Source organism: Cupriavidus ulmosensis, assembly GCF_977008105.1.
This window is the reverse complement of record NZ_CDRMWP010000002.1, coordinates 750,897-765,491: the sequence shown is the minus strand read 5'-3', so window position 1 is coordinate 765,491 and position 14,595 is coordinate 750,897. Positions and strand designations below refer to the sequence as shown.

14 protein-coding genes are annotated in these 14,595 nt (G+C 67.1%); 8 read left to right on the top strand and 6 right to left on the bottom strand.

Translation table 11 applies throughout. The features are described from left to right. Positions 1-24: 24 nt before the first annotated feature. On the bottom strand, positions 25-1,524 hold the full coding sequence (locus ACWTPI_RS23280; RefSeq protein ID WP_454732852.1) for an aldehyde dehydrogenase family protein: 1,500 nt from the start codon (positions 1,522-1,524) through the stop codon (positions 25-27). 289 nt (positions 1,525-1,813) lie between these two features. Here ACWTPI_RS23280 and ACWTPI_RS23275 point away from each other — a divergent pair, with 289 nt between their 5' ends. From ACWTPI_RS23275 to ACWTPI_RS23265, 3 genes are all read left to right on the top strand, one after another. Next, positions 1,814-2,302, top strand: a complete 489-nt coding sequence (locus tag ACWTPI_RS23275) for a sigma-70 family RNA polymerase sigma factor (protein WP_454732851.1) — start codon at positions 1,814-1,816, stop codon at positions 2,300-2,302. Positions 2,303-2,321: 19 nt separating this feature from the next. Further along, on the top strand, positions 2,322-3,326 hold the full coding sequence (locus ACWTPI_RS23270) for a DUF4880 domain-containing protein (protein ID WP_454732850.1): 1,005 nt from the start codon (positions 2,322-2,324) through the stop codon (positions 3,324-3,326). A gap of 228 nt (positions 3,327-3,554) precedes the next feature. Further along, a complete protein-coding gene (locus ACWTPI_RS23265; RefSeq protein WP_454732849.1) occupies positions 3,555-5,876 on the top strand; it encodes a TonB-dependent receptor family protein in 2,322 nt (773 codons plus the stop codon). Positions 5,877-6,034: 158 nt separating this feature from the next. Here the strand turns inward: ACWTPI_RS23265 and ACWTPI_RS23260 are convergent, their stop codons facing one another. The 3 genes from ACWTPI_RS23260 to ACWTPI_RS23250 form a co-directional block, all read right to left on the bottom strand. Next, positions 6,035-7,777: an ATP-binding cassette domain-containing protein gene (locus tag ACWTPI_RS23260; protein ID WP_454732848.1), complete on the bottom strand. Its 1,743-nt coding sequence runs from the start codon at positions 7,775-7,777 to the stop codon at positions 6,035-6,037. A gap of 247 nt (positions 7,778-8,024) precedes the next feature. Continuing rightward, on the bottom strand, positions 8,025-8,666 hold the full coding sequence (locus ACWTPI_RS23255) for a DUF1109 domain-containing protein (RefSeq protein ID WP_454732847.1): 642 nt from the start codon (positions 8,664-8,666) through the stop codon (positions 8,025-8,027). Continuing rightward, entirely contained in the window at positions 8,663-9,235 is a 573-nt protein-coding gene (locus ACWTPI_RS23250) for a sigma-70 family RNA polymerase sigma factor (RefSeq protein ID WP_454732846.1), read from the bottom strand. The genes ACWTPI_RS23255 and ACWTPI_RS23250 overlap by 4 nt, the downstream gene beginning before the upstream one ends. Positions 9,236-9,510: 275 nt before the next feature. Between ACWTPI_RS23250 and ACWTPI_RS23245 the strand changes: the two genes are divergently transcribed. The 3 genes from ACWTPI_RS23245 to ACWTPI_RS23235 all read left to right on the top strand — a co-directional run bounded on the left by ACWTPI_RS23245 (position 9,511) and on the right by ACWTPI_RS23235 (position 11,349). Continuing rightward, positions 9,511-9,783: a pentapeptide MXKDX repeat protein gene (locus tag ACWTPI_RS23245; protein WP_454732845.1), complete on the top strand. Its 273-nt coding sequence runs from the start codon at positions 9,511-9,513 to the stop codon at positions 9,781-9,783. A 72-nt stretch (positions 9,784-9,855) separates the two neighbouring features. Continuing rightward, positions 9,856-10,482: a cytochrome b/b6 domain-containing protein gene (locus ACWTPI_RS23240; protein WP_454732844.1), complete on the top strand. Its 627-nt coding sequence runs from the start codon at positions 9,856-9,858 to the stop codon at positions 10,480-10,482. A gap of 84 nt (positions 10,483-10,566) precedes the next feature. Further along, positions 10,567-11,349: a molybdopterin-dependent oxidoreductase gene (locus tag ACWTPI_RS23235; protein ID WP_454732843.1), complete on the top strand. Its 783-nt coding sequence runs from the start codon at positions 10,567-10,569 to the stop codon at positions 11,347-11,349. A 100-nt stretch (positions 11,350-11,449) separates the two neighbouring features. Here ACWTPI_RS23235 and ACWTPI_RS23230 read toward each other — a convergent pair whose 3' ends face one another. Together ACWTPI_RS23230 and ACWTPI_RS23225 are read right to left on the bottom strand one after the other, a co-directional pair. After that, a complete protein-coding gene (locus ACWTPI_RS23230; protein WP_454734001.1) occupies positions 11,450-12,262 on the bottom strand; it encodes an IclR family transcriptional regulator in 813 nt (270 codons plus the stop codon). Between the two features lie 49 nt (positions 12,263-12,311). Then, on the bottom strand, positions 12,312-12,950 hold the full coding sequence (locus ACWTPI_RS23225; protein WP_454732842.1) for a flavin reductase family protein: 639 nt from the start codon (positions 12,948-12,950) through the stop codon (positions 12,312-12,314). Between the two features lie 200 nt (positions 12,951-13,150). Here ACWTPI_RS23225 and ACWTPI_RS23220 point away from each other — a divergent pair, with 200 nt between their 5' ends. Both ACWTPI_RS23220 and ACWTPI_RS23215 read left to right on the top strand, forming a co-directional pair. Then, the gene (locus ACWTPI_RS23220) at positions 13,151-14,137 is read left to right on the top strand and encodes a Bug family tripartite tricarboxylate transporter substrate binding protein (RefSeq protein WP_454732841.1); all 987 of its coding nucleotides are present in this window, start codon (positions 13,151-13,153) and stop codon (positions 14,135-14,137) included. Further along, a complete protein-coding gene (locus tag ACWTPI_RS23215; protein ID WP_059413691.1) occupies positions 14,134-14,541 on the top strand; it encodes a RidA family protein in 408 nt (135 codons plus the stop codon). Before ACWTPI_RS23220 ends, ACWTPI_RS23215 begins: the two co-directional genes overlap by 4 nt. Positions 14,542-14,595 lie beyond the last annotated feature (54 nt).

Below are 14,595 nucleotides of genomic sequence, written 5' to 3'. Positions count from 1 at the left end.
TTTAGGGTCGAAAAGCATCGTTGCCTAGAACAGACCGTGCGGCGTCTCGCTCAGACTCACGAGGATGTTCTTCTTCTGGCTGTACGCCTCCAGCATGGACTTGTGCGTCTCGCGCCCCAGACCGGACTTCTTGTAGCCACCGAACGGCGCGTGAGCAGGAATGTCATGATAGGTATTCACCCACATCCGCCCGGTTTCCACGGCGCGGGCAACCCGCAGCGCACGGTTGAGGTCTTGTGTCCAGACACCCCCCGCCAGCCCGTACTCGGAATCGTTCGCCATGGCGATGACTTCTGCTTCATCCTTGAACGGGATGACGCAAAGAACCGGTCCAAAGATCTCCTCGTACGCAACGCGCATGTCGTTTCGCACGTCCACCAGGATGGTGGGTTGAATGAAATATCCGGCGTCATGGTCGCCACCGACGAGCCGGCCGCCGCCAACGAGCACGCGGGCACCTTCAGCCTGGGCGATATCGATGTAGTCGAGAATTCGCTCCATCTGCGTCTTGCTGACCTGAGCACCCATTTGCGTCGCCGGCGACATCGGATCGCCGACACGCACTGCCCGGAACTTCTCCTTCAGCTCTTCGAGGAACCGCTCGTAGATCGACGCATGAACGAACAGGCGGGCGCCAGATTCGCAGACCTGGCCCTGGTTCCAGAGAATCGCGAGCGCGGCGCCCTCCACGGCCTTGTCCCAGTTCGCATCGGGGAACACGATGTTGGCGGATTTCCCTCCCAGCTCCAGCGTGGCGGGAATGATCTTCTTTGCAGCCGCGACGGCAACGGCCTCGCCGATACGGGTCGAGCCAGTGAACGCCAGCTTCCTGATGTCGGGATGGTCGAGCAGCGGCTGGCCGGCCGAAACACCCGTACCCGTCACGATGTTCACGACGCCCGCGGGTAGCACCTTGGCAAAGATCTTTGCCAGTTCGAGGATGGTGACGGGCGTCATCTCGGACGGCTTGATCACAACGGTGTTGCCCATCGCAATTGCCGGAGCAATCTTCCAGGCCGCCATCAGAAGGGGAAAGTTCCATGGAATGACTTGCCCTACAACGCCTAGCGGCTCGCTCAGCACAATGCTGAGCGTCTTCTCATCGAGCATCACCGCTTCGTCCGAATGGCTTCGGATGACGCCAGCGAAGTATCGGAAATGATCGATGGCGAGCGGCACATCGATAGCCCGGCTTTCACGGATGGGCTTGCCCACATCGAGCGTTTCGAGCGTGGCGAAACGCTCGGCATCCGCCTCGAGCAGGTCGGCGATCTTCAGCAGCGCGGTGGAACGCTCGATCGCTGTGGTTGTACGCCACGCGCGGAATGCACGGGTGGCCGCCTTCACGGCACGATCCACATCTTCCGCGGACGCGTTCGGAATCCGGGTAAGGAACTCACCGTTGGCAGGATTGATGCTATCCAGCGTCTCGCCCGTTGCACCATCAACCCACTGATTGTCGATGAACAGGCCATAGCTGCGGTCCGGAACATAGCTCGGCGGAATGTCTTTCAAGGTTTGCACTGCGTACCTCCAGAAGTTTGAGAACAGGGCCCCGACTGCTCTGCCGTTCCGGGCCCAGGAAGCTAGCGCCATCCATATGCGCTGTGTTTTCACTCTAATTTACATATTGAGATATGTCAATATGTAAATATCATCAGATGGGGTGAGTGCCGCTCCGACCATGCCGGGGAGCGGCCAGCACGGGGCAGCGCTCCGAATCGTCCCAGCAAATCGCCCCGGCCCCGTATTGCAAATAAGAACAATTCTCGATATTATCCAGCGCTCAGCACCGTGTCTCCGGTCAACGACCATGTCCACCACCATTCGAGTTCTGTACGAGAACAACCATGACTGGCTTTGCCAATGGTTGCGCCGCCGGCTCGATTGCGGCGACGAAGCCGTGGACCTGGCGCACGACACCTTCCTGCGGTTGCTCCGCCGGCCGGACGAAGTCCCCGGCATCGGCGAGCCGCGCGCCTTCCTGACCACCATCGCCCGCGGCTTGCTGAACGACCACTGGCGCCGGCGCTCCCTCGAGGAAGCCTGGCTGGAAGCGCTGGCCGCGCTGCCCGTCGAAATGGCCGTGTCCCCCGAGAATCTGGTATCCATGCAGCAAGAGCTGCAGCATCTGGACGCCATGCTCGCCGAGCTGGCCCCCAAGGCCCGCGAAGTCTTCGTGCTGTCGCAGCTCGAGGGCCTCACCTACAAGCAGATCGCCGATCGCACCAGGCTGAGCGACCGCACCGTCAAGCGCTACATGGCGCAGGGCTTTACGTTGTGCCTGACCCTGATGTGCTGACTTGATGCGCTGACCTGCCGTGCCCACCCCCGATTCCACCACCGCGCTGGACCCTGCCGTCATTCGCGAGGCCGCGGGCTGGCTGGTGCGCCTCCATTCCGGGGAAGCGGGTCCCGCGGACCATGAAGCGTTTGAACGCTGGCGCCGCGCCAGCCCGGATCACGAACGGGCCTGGGAGCGCGCCGAAAAGCTGAGTGCGAAGTTCGGGGCAGTATCTCCCGCGCTCGGCGTGCCCGTCCTCACGCGCCAGGGCACGGTCAACCGGCGTGCCGTGGTGAAGACGCTCGCGATCCTGGGCGTGGTGGCGCCGGCCGGATGGCTGGGCGCCAGCCTGTGGCGCGGCGAAACCGGCGACGTCTACCGCGCGGCCGTGGGCGAGAACCGGCGCGTCGCCCTGGCGGATCGCAGCCTGGTGCAGCTCAATACCTCGACCGACATCGCGGTGCGCTATTCCGACGAGGCTCGCGTGCTGCAATTGCGGCAAGGAGAGATCTATATAGAGACCGCCGCCGATCTCCGGAGCCCGTCACGGCCGTTTCTGGTGGAAACCAGGCAGGGCCGCCTGCGCGCGCTGGGTACGCGGTTCGTGGTGAGGGAACTGGCGCGGGGCGACAAGGACGTGACCGCGTTGACCGTGCTGGAGCATCGCGTCGAAATCACGTTGAAGTCGAGCGGCTCGCGCAGGATCGTCGGCGCCGGTGAAACCGTCGTCTTCTCGGACCAGGCCTTCGAAGCGGCGGAGTCCCCGCGGCAGCCTCCCGGCCAGCCGTCCGCCGCCGCGCCAAGCTGGACCAAAGGCATGCTGCAGGCGGACAACGTGCGGCTCGACGCCTTCCTGCGGGAGCTGGCGCGCTACCGCCCGGGGATCCTGCGCTGCGAGCCGGAGGTGGCGAGCCTCCGGGTCTCCGGCATGTTCGTGCTCGGGGATACCGACCACATCCTCGACATCATCGGCGAGACGCTTCCCGTGCGGATCGTCCGACGCACCGCGTACTGGGTCACGGTGACATCCAATACCCGGTGAGCGGGAGGACGCCCGGATTTTTTTCGTTTCCTGCCCGACTTCGTGTCCCCTTTTGCCCCGGTCGTTCGGCATACAGGGCGTCAACGAAGTACACAGAGAGGAAACGAAGTGGTGCCGTCGCATTTTGAAGCCATTGGGAGCGCAGCCGGAGCACGCCGCGTCAGGAAAAAAACCGTCGGGCGTTTCGCGCTGACGGCAATTGCAGCCTGCATCACGGCCGGTACCGCGATGCACGCGCCGCAGGCGCATGCGCAAGCCGCAGCGCAGGAAACCCGGGACTATCGGATTGCCGCCGGCCCGCTCGCGGACGCGCTCTCGGCATTCGCCAGGGACGCCGGCGTCACGGTGTCTTTCCGCCCCGAGGATGCGGCGCGCTTGACCACGAAGGGCGTGCAGGGCCGGTACACGGCGGCCGAGGGCCTGGCGGCGCTGTTGGCGGGCACCGGCCTGCGGGCCGTACCGCAAGCTCGCGAAGGCTTCGTGATCCAGGCCGGCCAGGCTCCGGCAAACGGAGCCGCCCGCGCGCAGGCGGCCGCCGAGGCCAATCCCCAATCCGATGTCTCCACCCTCGAAGCCATCACCGTCAGCGGCGACTGGCTCGGCACCGGCCTGGAAAACAGCGTGCAGACGTTCGGCGGCGCCCGCACGCTGGTGAAACGCGATGAGATCGTCAACAGCGGCGCGTCGAACATCTCCGATGTGCTGCGCCGCATCCCGGGCGTGCAAATCAGCGGCAGCACCAGCGCCACCGGCAGCTCGGTCGGCCTGCACGTCGGGATTCGCGGGTTGAACCCCCGCAACTCGTTCCGCTCCACCATGCTGATCGACGGCATTCCCCTGGCCATGGCGCCCTACGGCCAGCCCAACCTGGTCATGTCGCCGGTCAGCATGGGGAATCTCGACTCGATCGACGTCGTCCGCGGCGGCGGCGCCGTGCGCTACGGCCCGCAGAACGTCGGCGGCATCATCAACTTCAAGACCCGCGCGATTCCGAACGCGCCGGGCCTGACCGCGGACGGGTCCGCGCGCTACAACATCTACAGCCACGGCGGATCCAACAAGCAGTACAGCGCGTTCGCCGGCACGCAGATGGACAACGGCTTCGGCGTGGCGCTGCTCTATTCGGGCCTGGACGGCGAGCAGTGGCGGGACGGCAGCCACGACAACTACAACGACGTGGCACTGAAATGGCGCTACGCCATCAGCCCGACCTCCGAGGTCTACGGCAAGCTCTCGCACTACGACGTCAAGTCGATGACGCCGGGCGGCCTGACCGCGGCGCAGTACCGGCAGAATCCGTTCCAGAATACCCACCCCACCGACTCCTGGCGGGGCAAGCGCGACCAGGTCGACATCGGCTACGTCAACTCGATCTCCGACACGCAGGAATTCGAGATCCGCAGCTACTACTACGAGAGCTCGCGCAAGAGCTCCCTGATCAACCCGGACCAGGGCCGCAACGACTTCCAGCCGCGCGACAACCAGGTGCTGGGCATCGAGCCGCGCTACACGCAGCGCCTGCAGTTCGGTCCCACCACGCACGACTTCACGGTCGGCTACCGCTATATCCACGAGAGCGGCACCGACACGCGCTACGCCACGTCGCTGGCCACCGGGCTCCAGGTCGGTCCGTCGCAGGTCTTCGACAACGGGACCAACGCGCACTCGGTCTATCTGGACGACCGGATCGCCTACGGGCGCTGGCGCGTCACGCCCGGCATCCGCTACGAGAAAATCAGCAGCGACCGGCAACCGAGCGGGACCACCAACGACACCCCCTTCGACGTCGGCAATAGCCGTGGGCTGCCCTCGTTGAACGTCGCCTACCTGGTCAACGACAAGCTCACGCTCTACACCTCGTACAGCACGTCGTTCGGCGCCGTGCAGTACACGCAGTTGAACTCGATGTCGGCGGCGAATCCGCTGAAGCCGGAAGTCGCCAAGACGGTGGAGGTCGGCGCGCGCTTCGCCGGCGAACAGGTCCACTCCGAACTGACGGCCTTCGACCTGCGCTTCGACAACCAGATCCTCTCGATTCCCGGCACCAACCCCGCCGTGTTCCGCAACCTGGGCGCGACGAACCACAACGGCGTGGAATTCGCCATCGACTACGACTTCGACAAGGCGAGTCTTCTCGCCGGCCTGAACCTGTACGCCAACTACACCTATGTGCGCGCGATTCAGAAGTCGGGCGACTTCGACGGCAAGGACGTGCCGTTCTACTCGCGCCAGACGGCGACATGGGGCGGACGCTACACCAGGCAGAACTGGGCGCTCAACGTGTTTGCCACGGTGCAGAGCAGCCAATACGCCGACACGGCCAACACCGTGCAGGAATCGGCCGACGCAACCAATGGCCGGGTGCCAGGCTTCAGCGTGTGGAACGCGCAGGTGAACTACAAGATCCCGGGCAGGAAAGGCAGCGACCTCGCCTTCGGCATCAACAACCTGTTCGACCGGCGCTATTACTCGCGCAATGTCGACACCAACGGCGGCCGCATGGTCGGCGCGCCCCGCATGGTGTACATCCAGGCGCGGCTGGCTTACTGAGCGGAACATACGCGGGGACGCGCAGTTTCGGCGTGGATTGCGGCCCCGCCGCTCCACGTGGTGTCAGTACAGGATGTCCAGATGCGCGCTTGATGCGGTGTGGACGACCGGGCCGCGCCCAATGCGCATCCCGCTTGTCCCGCCAGCCATCCCGCCAGTCATCCCGCGCGCCTGGCAAGCACCTCGTCCCGCGGCCCCGCATCGACCACGCGCCCGGCCTCCACCACGACAATCGTGTCGAAGCGCGCGAGCAAGCCCGGCCGATGCACCGAAGCCACGATGCACGCCGCCGGGAACGCGGCGAACATGCGATCGAACACCCGGCCTTCGGCCTGCGGGTCGAGCGCGCTGGTCGGCTCGTCGAGCAGCAGCAGCGAACTTCCCTGCGCCGCCAGCGCGCCGCGGGCCAGTGCCAGCCGCTGCCGCTGGCCGCCGGAGAGGTTGGCGCCGCGCTCGCTGAGCGCGCTGGCGAGGCCCTCGGGAAGGCGCTGCAGCACCTCGTCGAACACGCCCGTGTGTACCGCGGCGTCCAGCGCCGCCGCGTCGGCCGGCTCGCCGAAGGTGAGATTCTCCCGCACGCTGGCCTCGAACACTTCGGCTTCCTGCGGGATCAGCGTGGCGAGCGTGCGCAGTTCGGTCCAGTCCTGGGCCGCGCCGTCGCGCCGGAGTTCGCCGTGCTGCGGGCGGTAGAGGCCGGCGAGCAAACGCAGCAGCGTGCTCTTGCCGCCGCCGCTCGGGCCGATGAGCGCGACGCGCGCGCCACGCCGCAGCAACAGGTCGATGCCATGCAGGCCGCCGCGCGCGTCGTCGCCGTGGCGCCAGCTGGCGCCATGCAGCTCCAGCGTGTGCCAGGGCGCGTCGGGCACCACGGCGGGCACCGGCGCATCCGGATCGCAGCGCACTTCCCAGATCGGCCCGGCGCTGCCGTAGTCGGTGTGCATGCGCGCGAAGCTCTGGAAGTTCGAGGCCATCGCCCCGACCACCGACGCGGCCTGCTGCGCGTACTGGTAGATCATGAAGATCGTGCCCAGCAGCACCGCCTGCCCCGGCTGGCGCGACTGCAGCACGTAGACCACCACCAGGATCCAGGTCAGCCCCATGCCGAGCAGGTCCACGGTAAACCACTTGCCTTCGTTGACCATGACCGCGCGGCGCAGCGGCGCCATCACCGCCGCCATGCGGCGGTCCAGCAGCTTGCGCGAGGCGGCTTGCAGCCGCAGGCCGATCACGGTGCCGGCATTGCCGATGAAGTCGAGCAGCGCGGCGGCATAGTGGCGCTCCGCGTCGTTCTCGGCGCGCGCAAGCTGCATCAGCGCGCGGTCGAAGCGCAGGATGATGAGCGCGATGACCATGTAGCCGCTCACCGCGATCACGCCGCTGGTGCGCGACAGCAAGGCCAGCGCGACCAGCGGGCCGACGAAGTTGAAGGCGCTCTGCAGGTAGCCGAACTGGTTCTGCGCGAAGTCGGACAGCGCCCGGCTGGATTGCACCACGCGGTGCTGCAGCTCGCCCGAATGGCGGCCGTCGCGCCACGCCAGCGGCGCCGCCGCGATGCGCGCATAAAGCTGGTCGGCCAGCCGCTCGCGCACGCGCACGCCGACGTTGCGCTCCAGCACCCGGCCCGGGCCGTGGAGCAGCCACGACAACAGATAGATGCCGATGAGGTAGAGGATCCAGCGCCCGGCCGTCTCCATGCTGTCCCGCTGCAGCGCGTTGATCGCCTGCGCCGCCAGCCACGGCATGGTCAGCCGCAGCAACTGCGCCGCCGACAGCAGGCCGGCCGCGCCGAGCATGTGGGCCCGGACGCCGTGCGCGTGGCGCCAGAGCGCGCGATAGAGGTCGCGCGCCGCGCTGCCGAGGCCGATGGCGGCAGGCTGGGTGGTGGAATCGGAAGCCGTCATGCGGTCGTCACGCCTTCGCGTCAGGAAGCGCGGAGCGCGAAACCGGCGTCGACGGATTCGACGACCCCGCCGAGACCGATGACGATGACTGCTGTGTTGGGGCGACCGGCTAACGTAGTCATGTACGGATACCTTGCCAAGAACATCCGTATCTTAGCGGTATCCGCTTCCCGCCACGCCGGCGGCCGTCATGCGATGCGATGATCTGCGCAAAGCCCGACAGCGCCCGGCCGGCGCCGCCGCCGGCTCACCAGCGCAGCAACCGCGGCCCGAGCAGCGCGCCGATCGCCGTGGGCAGCAGCATGCCGAGCACGTACCAGACGCCCCAGAACGCCACGCCCATCTCGGGACAGTGCAGGCAGTAGGCCAGCGTGGCCACCGCGCCGGACAGCAGGCCGCCCACGGCGCCGGTCAGCGCCAGCCGCGTCGGGGCCAGGCCGCGCAGCGCCCAGAACACGGCGATGAACACCGGCACGGACAGCATGACGATGTTGAACGGGCAGACCCGCCAGGTCTGCCCCAATACCGCCGCCATCCGCTCGCCGTCCGGCGTCCGCGCGGCCACGTACAGCGCGGCCAGCCAGATCGACGCGAACGGCACGCCGATGCCGAGCCAGCTGGCGCCCGGCGCCACGCCGGGCCGCGCCAGCCGGGTGGCCATCCACAGCGCGCCCAGCAGCAGCGAGAACGGCAGCGCCACCTTCGCCCAGAACAGCGGCGTGGCCGCGACCTCGGCAAGGTCGGCGCGAACGTGGAGCGTGGCGGCGACCAGGACGGCCGCCATCGCGGCGCCCGCGGCGATCGCGGTGCCGAAGCGGCGCGCGAGCGGGTGCCGCTCCACCGGCGTGACGCCGGTGGCGAGCATGGAAATCAGGTCGTCCGTTTTCATCGCGTTCCTCGCATCTTCGCCGCGAGCGCCTTCAGCCCGCGGTGCACCCCCACCTTCACCGCCGACTCCGACAAGCCGGTCATGCGCGCGGCCTCGCTGACCGAGAGCCCCTCCAGCTTGACGTGCACGATCGGCAAGCGCTGCTTGTCGGGCAGCGCGTCGAGCAGCACGTTCAGGTCCCGCCGGGCCTGCGCCGGTTCGAGATCGGGGGCGGCCAGCAGTTCGTGCGCTTCGTCCAGCGGATCGTTCAGCGCGTCGTGGCGCGCGTGCGCGCGGAAGTGGTCCGCCAGCTTGTAGCGCGCGATGGCGTGCACCCACGCCGTCAGCGGCTGGCCCGGCAGGTAGGTGTGCCGTGCGTTGTGCACGGCCAGCAGGACCTCCTGTGTCAGATCCTCGACGTCTTCGGGCTGCCGCCGCAGCCGGTTGCGCAGATAACCGCGCAGCAACGTGGCCAGCTCGGCCAGGAAGCGCGCGTAGGCGGCCTGATCTCCCGCCAGACCGTTCGCGAAGAGAGACTGCAGGTGCGCCTCGCGCCTTTGCAGTGCTCCCTGGTCTGTAGTTCGGTCCATCGCTCGCGTTGGTTACACCGGGCCGGTTGATTTGCCCGAATTCTACGCCGCACTTGCCATCGTGTGTGGTGCGAGGCGCTTCACCAGGAAATGGCCGGGCGGCGTGCCCGCGAAAAAATTTCCGCCGGCTGTAACCGCCCGCGCGCCGGCGGCGAATTCCCCTTCAGACGCACACGACAGCGTGTGAATCTGGCCCCGGCCACCCCCTTTGGCCGGCGCGACGTTCCGGAGGCCGGGGCAGTCCCGGCCGATGTCACCACAATGAGGAGTTACGAATGAACAAGATCGCAATCGCCGTGTTTTCCGCCGCCTTCCTGATGGGCGGCGCCCCGGCATTCGCCCAGACCGGCGGCTCGATGGCCAAGGACGCGATGGCCAAGGAAGGCATGTCGAAGGACGCGATGTCCAAGGATGGCATGTCGAAGGATGGCATGGCCAAGGATGCGATGTCGAAGGACGCCATGCACAAGGACAAGATGGGCAAGTCGAAGCCGCACGACAAGATGGGCAAGGACGGCGACGCCATGTCCGGCGGCGCCGGCAAGTAAGGCAGGACCAACAGGCTGGACCGGGTGCCGCGGGGACAGGCCTCGCGCGGTGCCCGGACTCTGGAGACCGAGATGGAAACCGCTCCTCACGCGATCGCCCCGCCCTCCGCCCCGCACGTGATCCAGCCCGGCTGGGTGCGCATTGCGCACTGGCTCAACGCGCTGGCCGCGGTGGTGATGCTGCTGTCAGGCTGGCGCATCTACAACGCTTCGCCGGTTTTTCCGGGCTTTCGTTTTGCAAACGGCATCACACTGGGTGGCTGGCTCGGCGGCGCGCTGCAATGGCACTTCGCGGCCATGTGGCTGCTGTTCTTCAACGGGCTGTTCTACCTGGCCATGAACATCGTCACGGGACGGCTCGCCAGGAAGTTCTTTCCGGTGACGCCGCGTGCCGTGCTGCGCGATCTCGCGGCCGCGCTGAAGGGTCATCTCTCCCACGCCGACCCGAGCCGGTACAACGCGGTGCAGAAGCTGGCCTACCTGTTCGTGATGGCCGTGCTGCTCGTGCTGGTGCTGTCGGGCATCGCGATCTGGAAACCGGTGCAGTTTCCGCTGCTGCGCGAGCTCATGGGCGGCTACGACTTCGCGCGCGTGGTCCATTTCTGCGCCATGTCGCTGCTGGCCGCCTTCGTCGTCGTGCATCTGGTGATGGTGGCGCTGGTGCCACGCAGCCTGCTGACGATGATTCGCGGACGCTGACGCCACATCGCCACATCGCCACATCGTCCCATCGCCTCGCCGCCCCATCACCGCATCGCCACCCAGGACACAGGAGCCCGAACCGTGAACCCAAAACCTTCAGGGCCGAAGCGCGCGGCGATCGACCGCGCGTCGCTGATCATCGACGTGCGCCGCGAACTCGACCAGCCCGCGCGCCGGCTGTTCGGCAAGCGCCTCCTCACGCTCGGCGGCCTCGCCATGCTCACCGGCTGCAGCCTGAGCGACGAGGCATCGGTCGAGACCTTCCTCACGCGCGTCTCGCGCGTCAACGACAAGGTGCAGGGCTGGCTGTTCGACCCGAACCGGCTTGCGCCCACCTACACCGAAGCGCAGATCACGCGCCCGTTTCCGTTCAATGCGTTCTACGGCATCGACGAAGTGACCGTGGTGAACGGCGACGACTTCCGGCTCAAGGTCGGCGGCCTGGTGCAGGACAAGCGCAGCTGGACGCTCGACGCGCTCTACGCATTGCCCAGGGCCGAGCAGATCACCCGTCATATCTGCGTGGAGGGCTGGAGCGCCATCGGGCGCTGGGGCGGCACGCCGTTCGCGGGCTTTCTCCGGCGCATCGGCGCGGACCCCACGGCGAAATACGTGGGCTTCAGGTGCGCGGACGACTATTACGAAAGCATCGACATGGCCACGGCGCTGCATCCGCAGACCCTGCTGACCTTCACCTACGACGGCGAGCGCCTGCCGCCCAAGTATGGCTACCCGATGAAGCTGCGGATGCCGACCAAGCTCGGCTACAAGAACCCCAAGCACATCATGGAACTGTTCGTGACCAATACCTATCCGGGCGGGTATTGGGTGGACCAGGGCTACAACTGGTTCGGCGGCTCGTGAAAACCAGCCGCCGCCAGCCCCGCCGCGCGCCGTCGAGACCGCCAGCCCGCCCGCGATGCCGGCCAGCATCTTCCGTAATCTTCCGTGGCCGGAGCGCGGCTCAGATGCGCGAGCGCCCGATCTCCGCGATGCGTTGCCGCAGCAGTTCCGCCTGCTTCTGCATTTCCTGAATCACCGGCGAGAGCCGGCTGGCGGGCAGGCGCGCCGTGATGGTGGCCAGCGCGATCCCGGCGACGACGGCGCCGGTGCCGTCGTAGACCGGCACGGCTACCGCTCTCGAGCCTTGCACCACGCCCTTGGCGGTATAGCTGTAGCCCTGTTCGCGGACCTCGTGCGCGCGCTCGATCAGCGCGGCGGGATCGACCTTCAGGGCGGCCAGCCGCCTCGCGTTGCGCTGGACGATGGCCTGAATCTCGCCGTCGGTCCGGGACGACAGCAGCACCAGCCCGCTTACGCCCGCGCCGAGCGGGCGCCGCGCGCCGACGTCGATCGACAGCACCTTGACCGGATAGCTGCCCGGCCAGCGTCCGATGCAGACGGAGTCGTCGCCGTTCGCGATCGTCAGGAAGATGGTGTCGCCCAGGGTCTCGCTCAGGTATTGCAGGTATGGCTCGGCCGCCGCGCGCAGCGGAAAGCGGGCCACGCGGGCCAGCCCCAGCAGCGTGACTTCGTTGCCGATCGCGTAGCGGCGTGTCTTCGGATTCTGCTCGGCCGCGCCCTCTTCGATCAGCACGCGCAGAATCCGGTGGACGGTGGGCTGGCTCAGTCCCGTGCTCGTCACCACGTCGATCAGGCGCACGCCGCGTTCCTGTCCCGCGGCGACGATCCGCAGGATGGCAAGCGCGCGGCGGATGCTCTGCGCTCCCTCGGAGCCCCTGCCCTTTTCCGCCACGTCGACCACCTCGGTCTCCATGTTCCGGCTGCCGCCGTCGCCGGTTGCCACGGCCGCCGATGCCGCCGCGCTAGCCCGCCTGGCCATTCCCGCTCATGACCGACTTCGCCGTCTGCGCCACCGCGCGCAACGTCACGATCTCACCCAGGCTCGCGTAGTTGGGGCCGCCGATGCGGCACACCGGATTCAGCCCGCGCGTGTCGACCTTGCCGTCCTGGTACAGGTCGTCGCGGATATGAAACGCCAGGACCTCGCCAACGACGAATTCGGCGCCAGTCTCGCCGAACTCGATGACGCGCTCCAGCCTGCATTCCATGCTGACGGGAACGTCGGCCAGGCGCGGCGTGCGAACGAGGGTGGACGCCGCGGTGGCCAGGCCGAGGACTTCGACCTCGCTCACGTCGGCGGGATGTTCCTCGCTGCTCAGGTGGATCGCCTGCAGTTGCGTGGCATCGCCGATGTTGATCACGAACTCGCCGCTCGCGTGGATGTTGGCTCCGGTGTCCTTGCGCACGCCGGCCTTGCGCCCGATGTTGACGCCGATCAGCGGCGGCTTGTTCGAGACGAACGTGAAGCACGAGAAAGGCGCGAGGTTGACCACGCCCGCGGGCGACTGCGAGGTGATCCAGGCAATGGGGCGGGGCACGACGACCCCGCTCATCAGACGGTAGGTGGCTTCCGGCGAGAGCGATTCGGCGAGGACTTGCATCTTGTCTCCTGCATTCGGGTTGGAATGGGGCCATTCTGCCCACGCGGCCGTGGCGCCGGAAACCCGCAATGCGTCGATAGTCCACTTTATGGACTATCTGGGTGTTTTTGCATTGCAGCAGATCCGCTCCGATTTGTAAAGTGAGGCTGTCACAGGCCGGATCGAAGCGTCCGGCAAACAGATGACATAACGGAGACACTATGACCAAAGCGCAATTTGCGCGCAGCGCGGCCAGGGCCGCCGTTGCCGCAATCCTGGCTTCCCTCGCTTCACCGATACTGGCGCAGGCATGGCCGGACAAGCCGGTCCGCGTGGTGGTGCCCTATCCGCCGGGCGGCAACGTGGACTCGGCCGGCCGCATCATCGGCGCGAAACTGCAGGAGATCTTCAAGCAGCCGTTCCTGGTCGACAACAAGCCCGGCGCCGGCGGCATGATCGCCGCGGAAGCGGTGGCGAGAGCCCGGCCCGACGGCTATACGCTGTTCCTGGGCGCCAACGGCCCGATCCTGTTCTCGCCCATGATCTACAGGAAGAACAACTACGACTGGAAGAAGGACTTCATTCCCGTCAGCTCGGTGTCGTTCACGCCCGTGATCCTGCAGGTCAACAACGCGGTGCCGTTCAAGACCGTCGGCGAGCTGATCGCCGCCGCCCGGAAGCCCGGCAACGACCTGACGATGGCCTCGCCCGGCGCCGGCACGCAGAACCACCTGGCGAGCGAATACCTGCAGCACAAGACCGGCGCGCACTGGATCACCGTGCACTACAAGGGCAACGCGCCGGCGACGACCGACCTGCTCGGCGGCCAGGTCCAGTTCAACTTCGACCAGCTTTCCGTCGCGCTGCCCTTCATCCAGCAGGGCCGCACGCGCGCCCTCGCCGTGGGCTCCGCGAAGCGCCTGCCGCAGCTGCCCAACGTGCCGACCTTCCAGGAGTCCGGCTTCCCCGACATGACGGTGGAAACCTTCACCGGCCTGCTCGCGCCGGCCGGCACGCCGCAGGACATCGTGCAGAAACTGTCCGGCGCGCTGCGGCAGATCCTTGCCGACAAGGACGTGCAGGCCAAGTTCGAAGCGCTGGGCGCGCAAGCGCGCGGCAGCACGCCGGAGCAATTCAAGCAATTCCTGACCAATGAGGACAAGCGATGGACACCGCTGATCAAGCAAGCCAACATCACCGCGGAATGAGTGCGGAAGCGCCGGCCTCCCCGGCGCGCCGCGCCAGCGTCTACGTGGCCGGGTTCAGCCACAAGAACCCGATTCCCGCCGGCTGCCGCATCGGCCCGCTGCTCATGAGCGGGAGCATCCAGGGCAACGATCCGGCCACGGGGAAACCGGCGCAGACCATCGAGGCGCAATGCGAGTACATGCTGGCCAACGTCAGGCGCATCGTCGAGGCGGCCGGCGGCACCACCGGCGACATCGTCAAGCTCACGGTCTGGATGCAGGACCGCAACCAGCGCCCGGCGCTCAACAAGCCCTGGCTGGAGATGTTCCCCGATCCGGAATCGCGCCCGGCGCGGCACACGATGCAAGCCGACCTCGACATGGGAAAGCTGATCGAATGCGACTTCACGGCCTACATTGCGTGAGCGCATGAGCGCATGAGCGCATGGCCACGTGAGCGCGTGGCGCGCGCCAGGCCA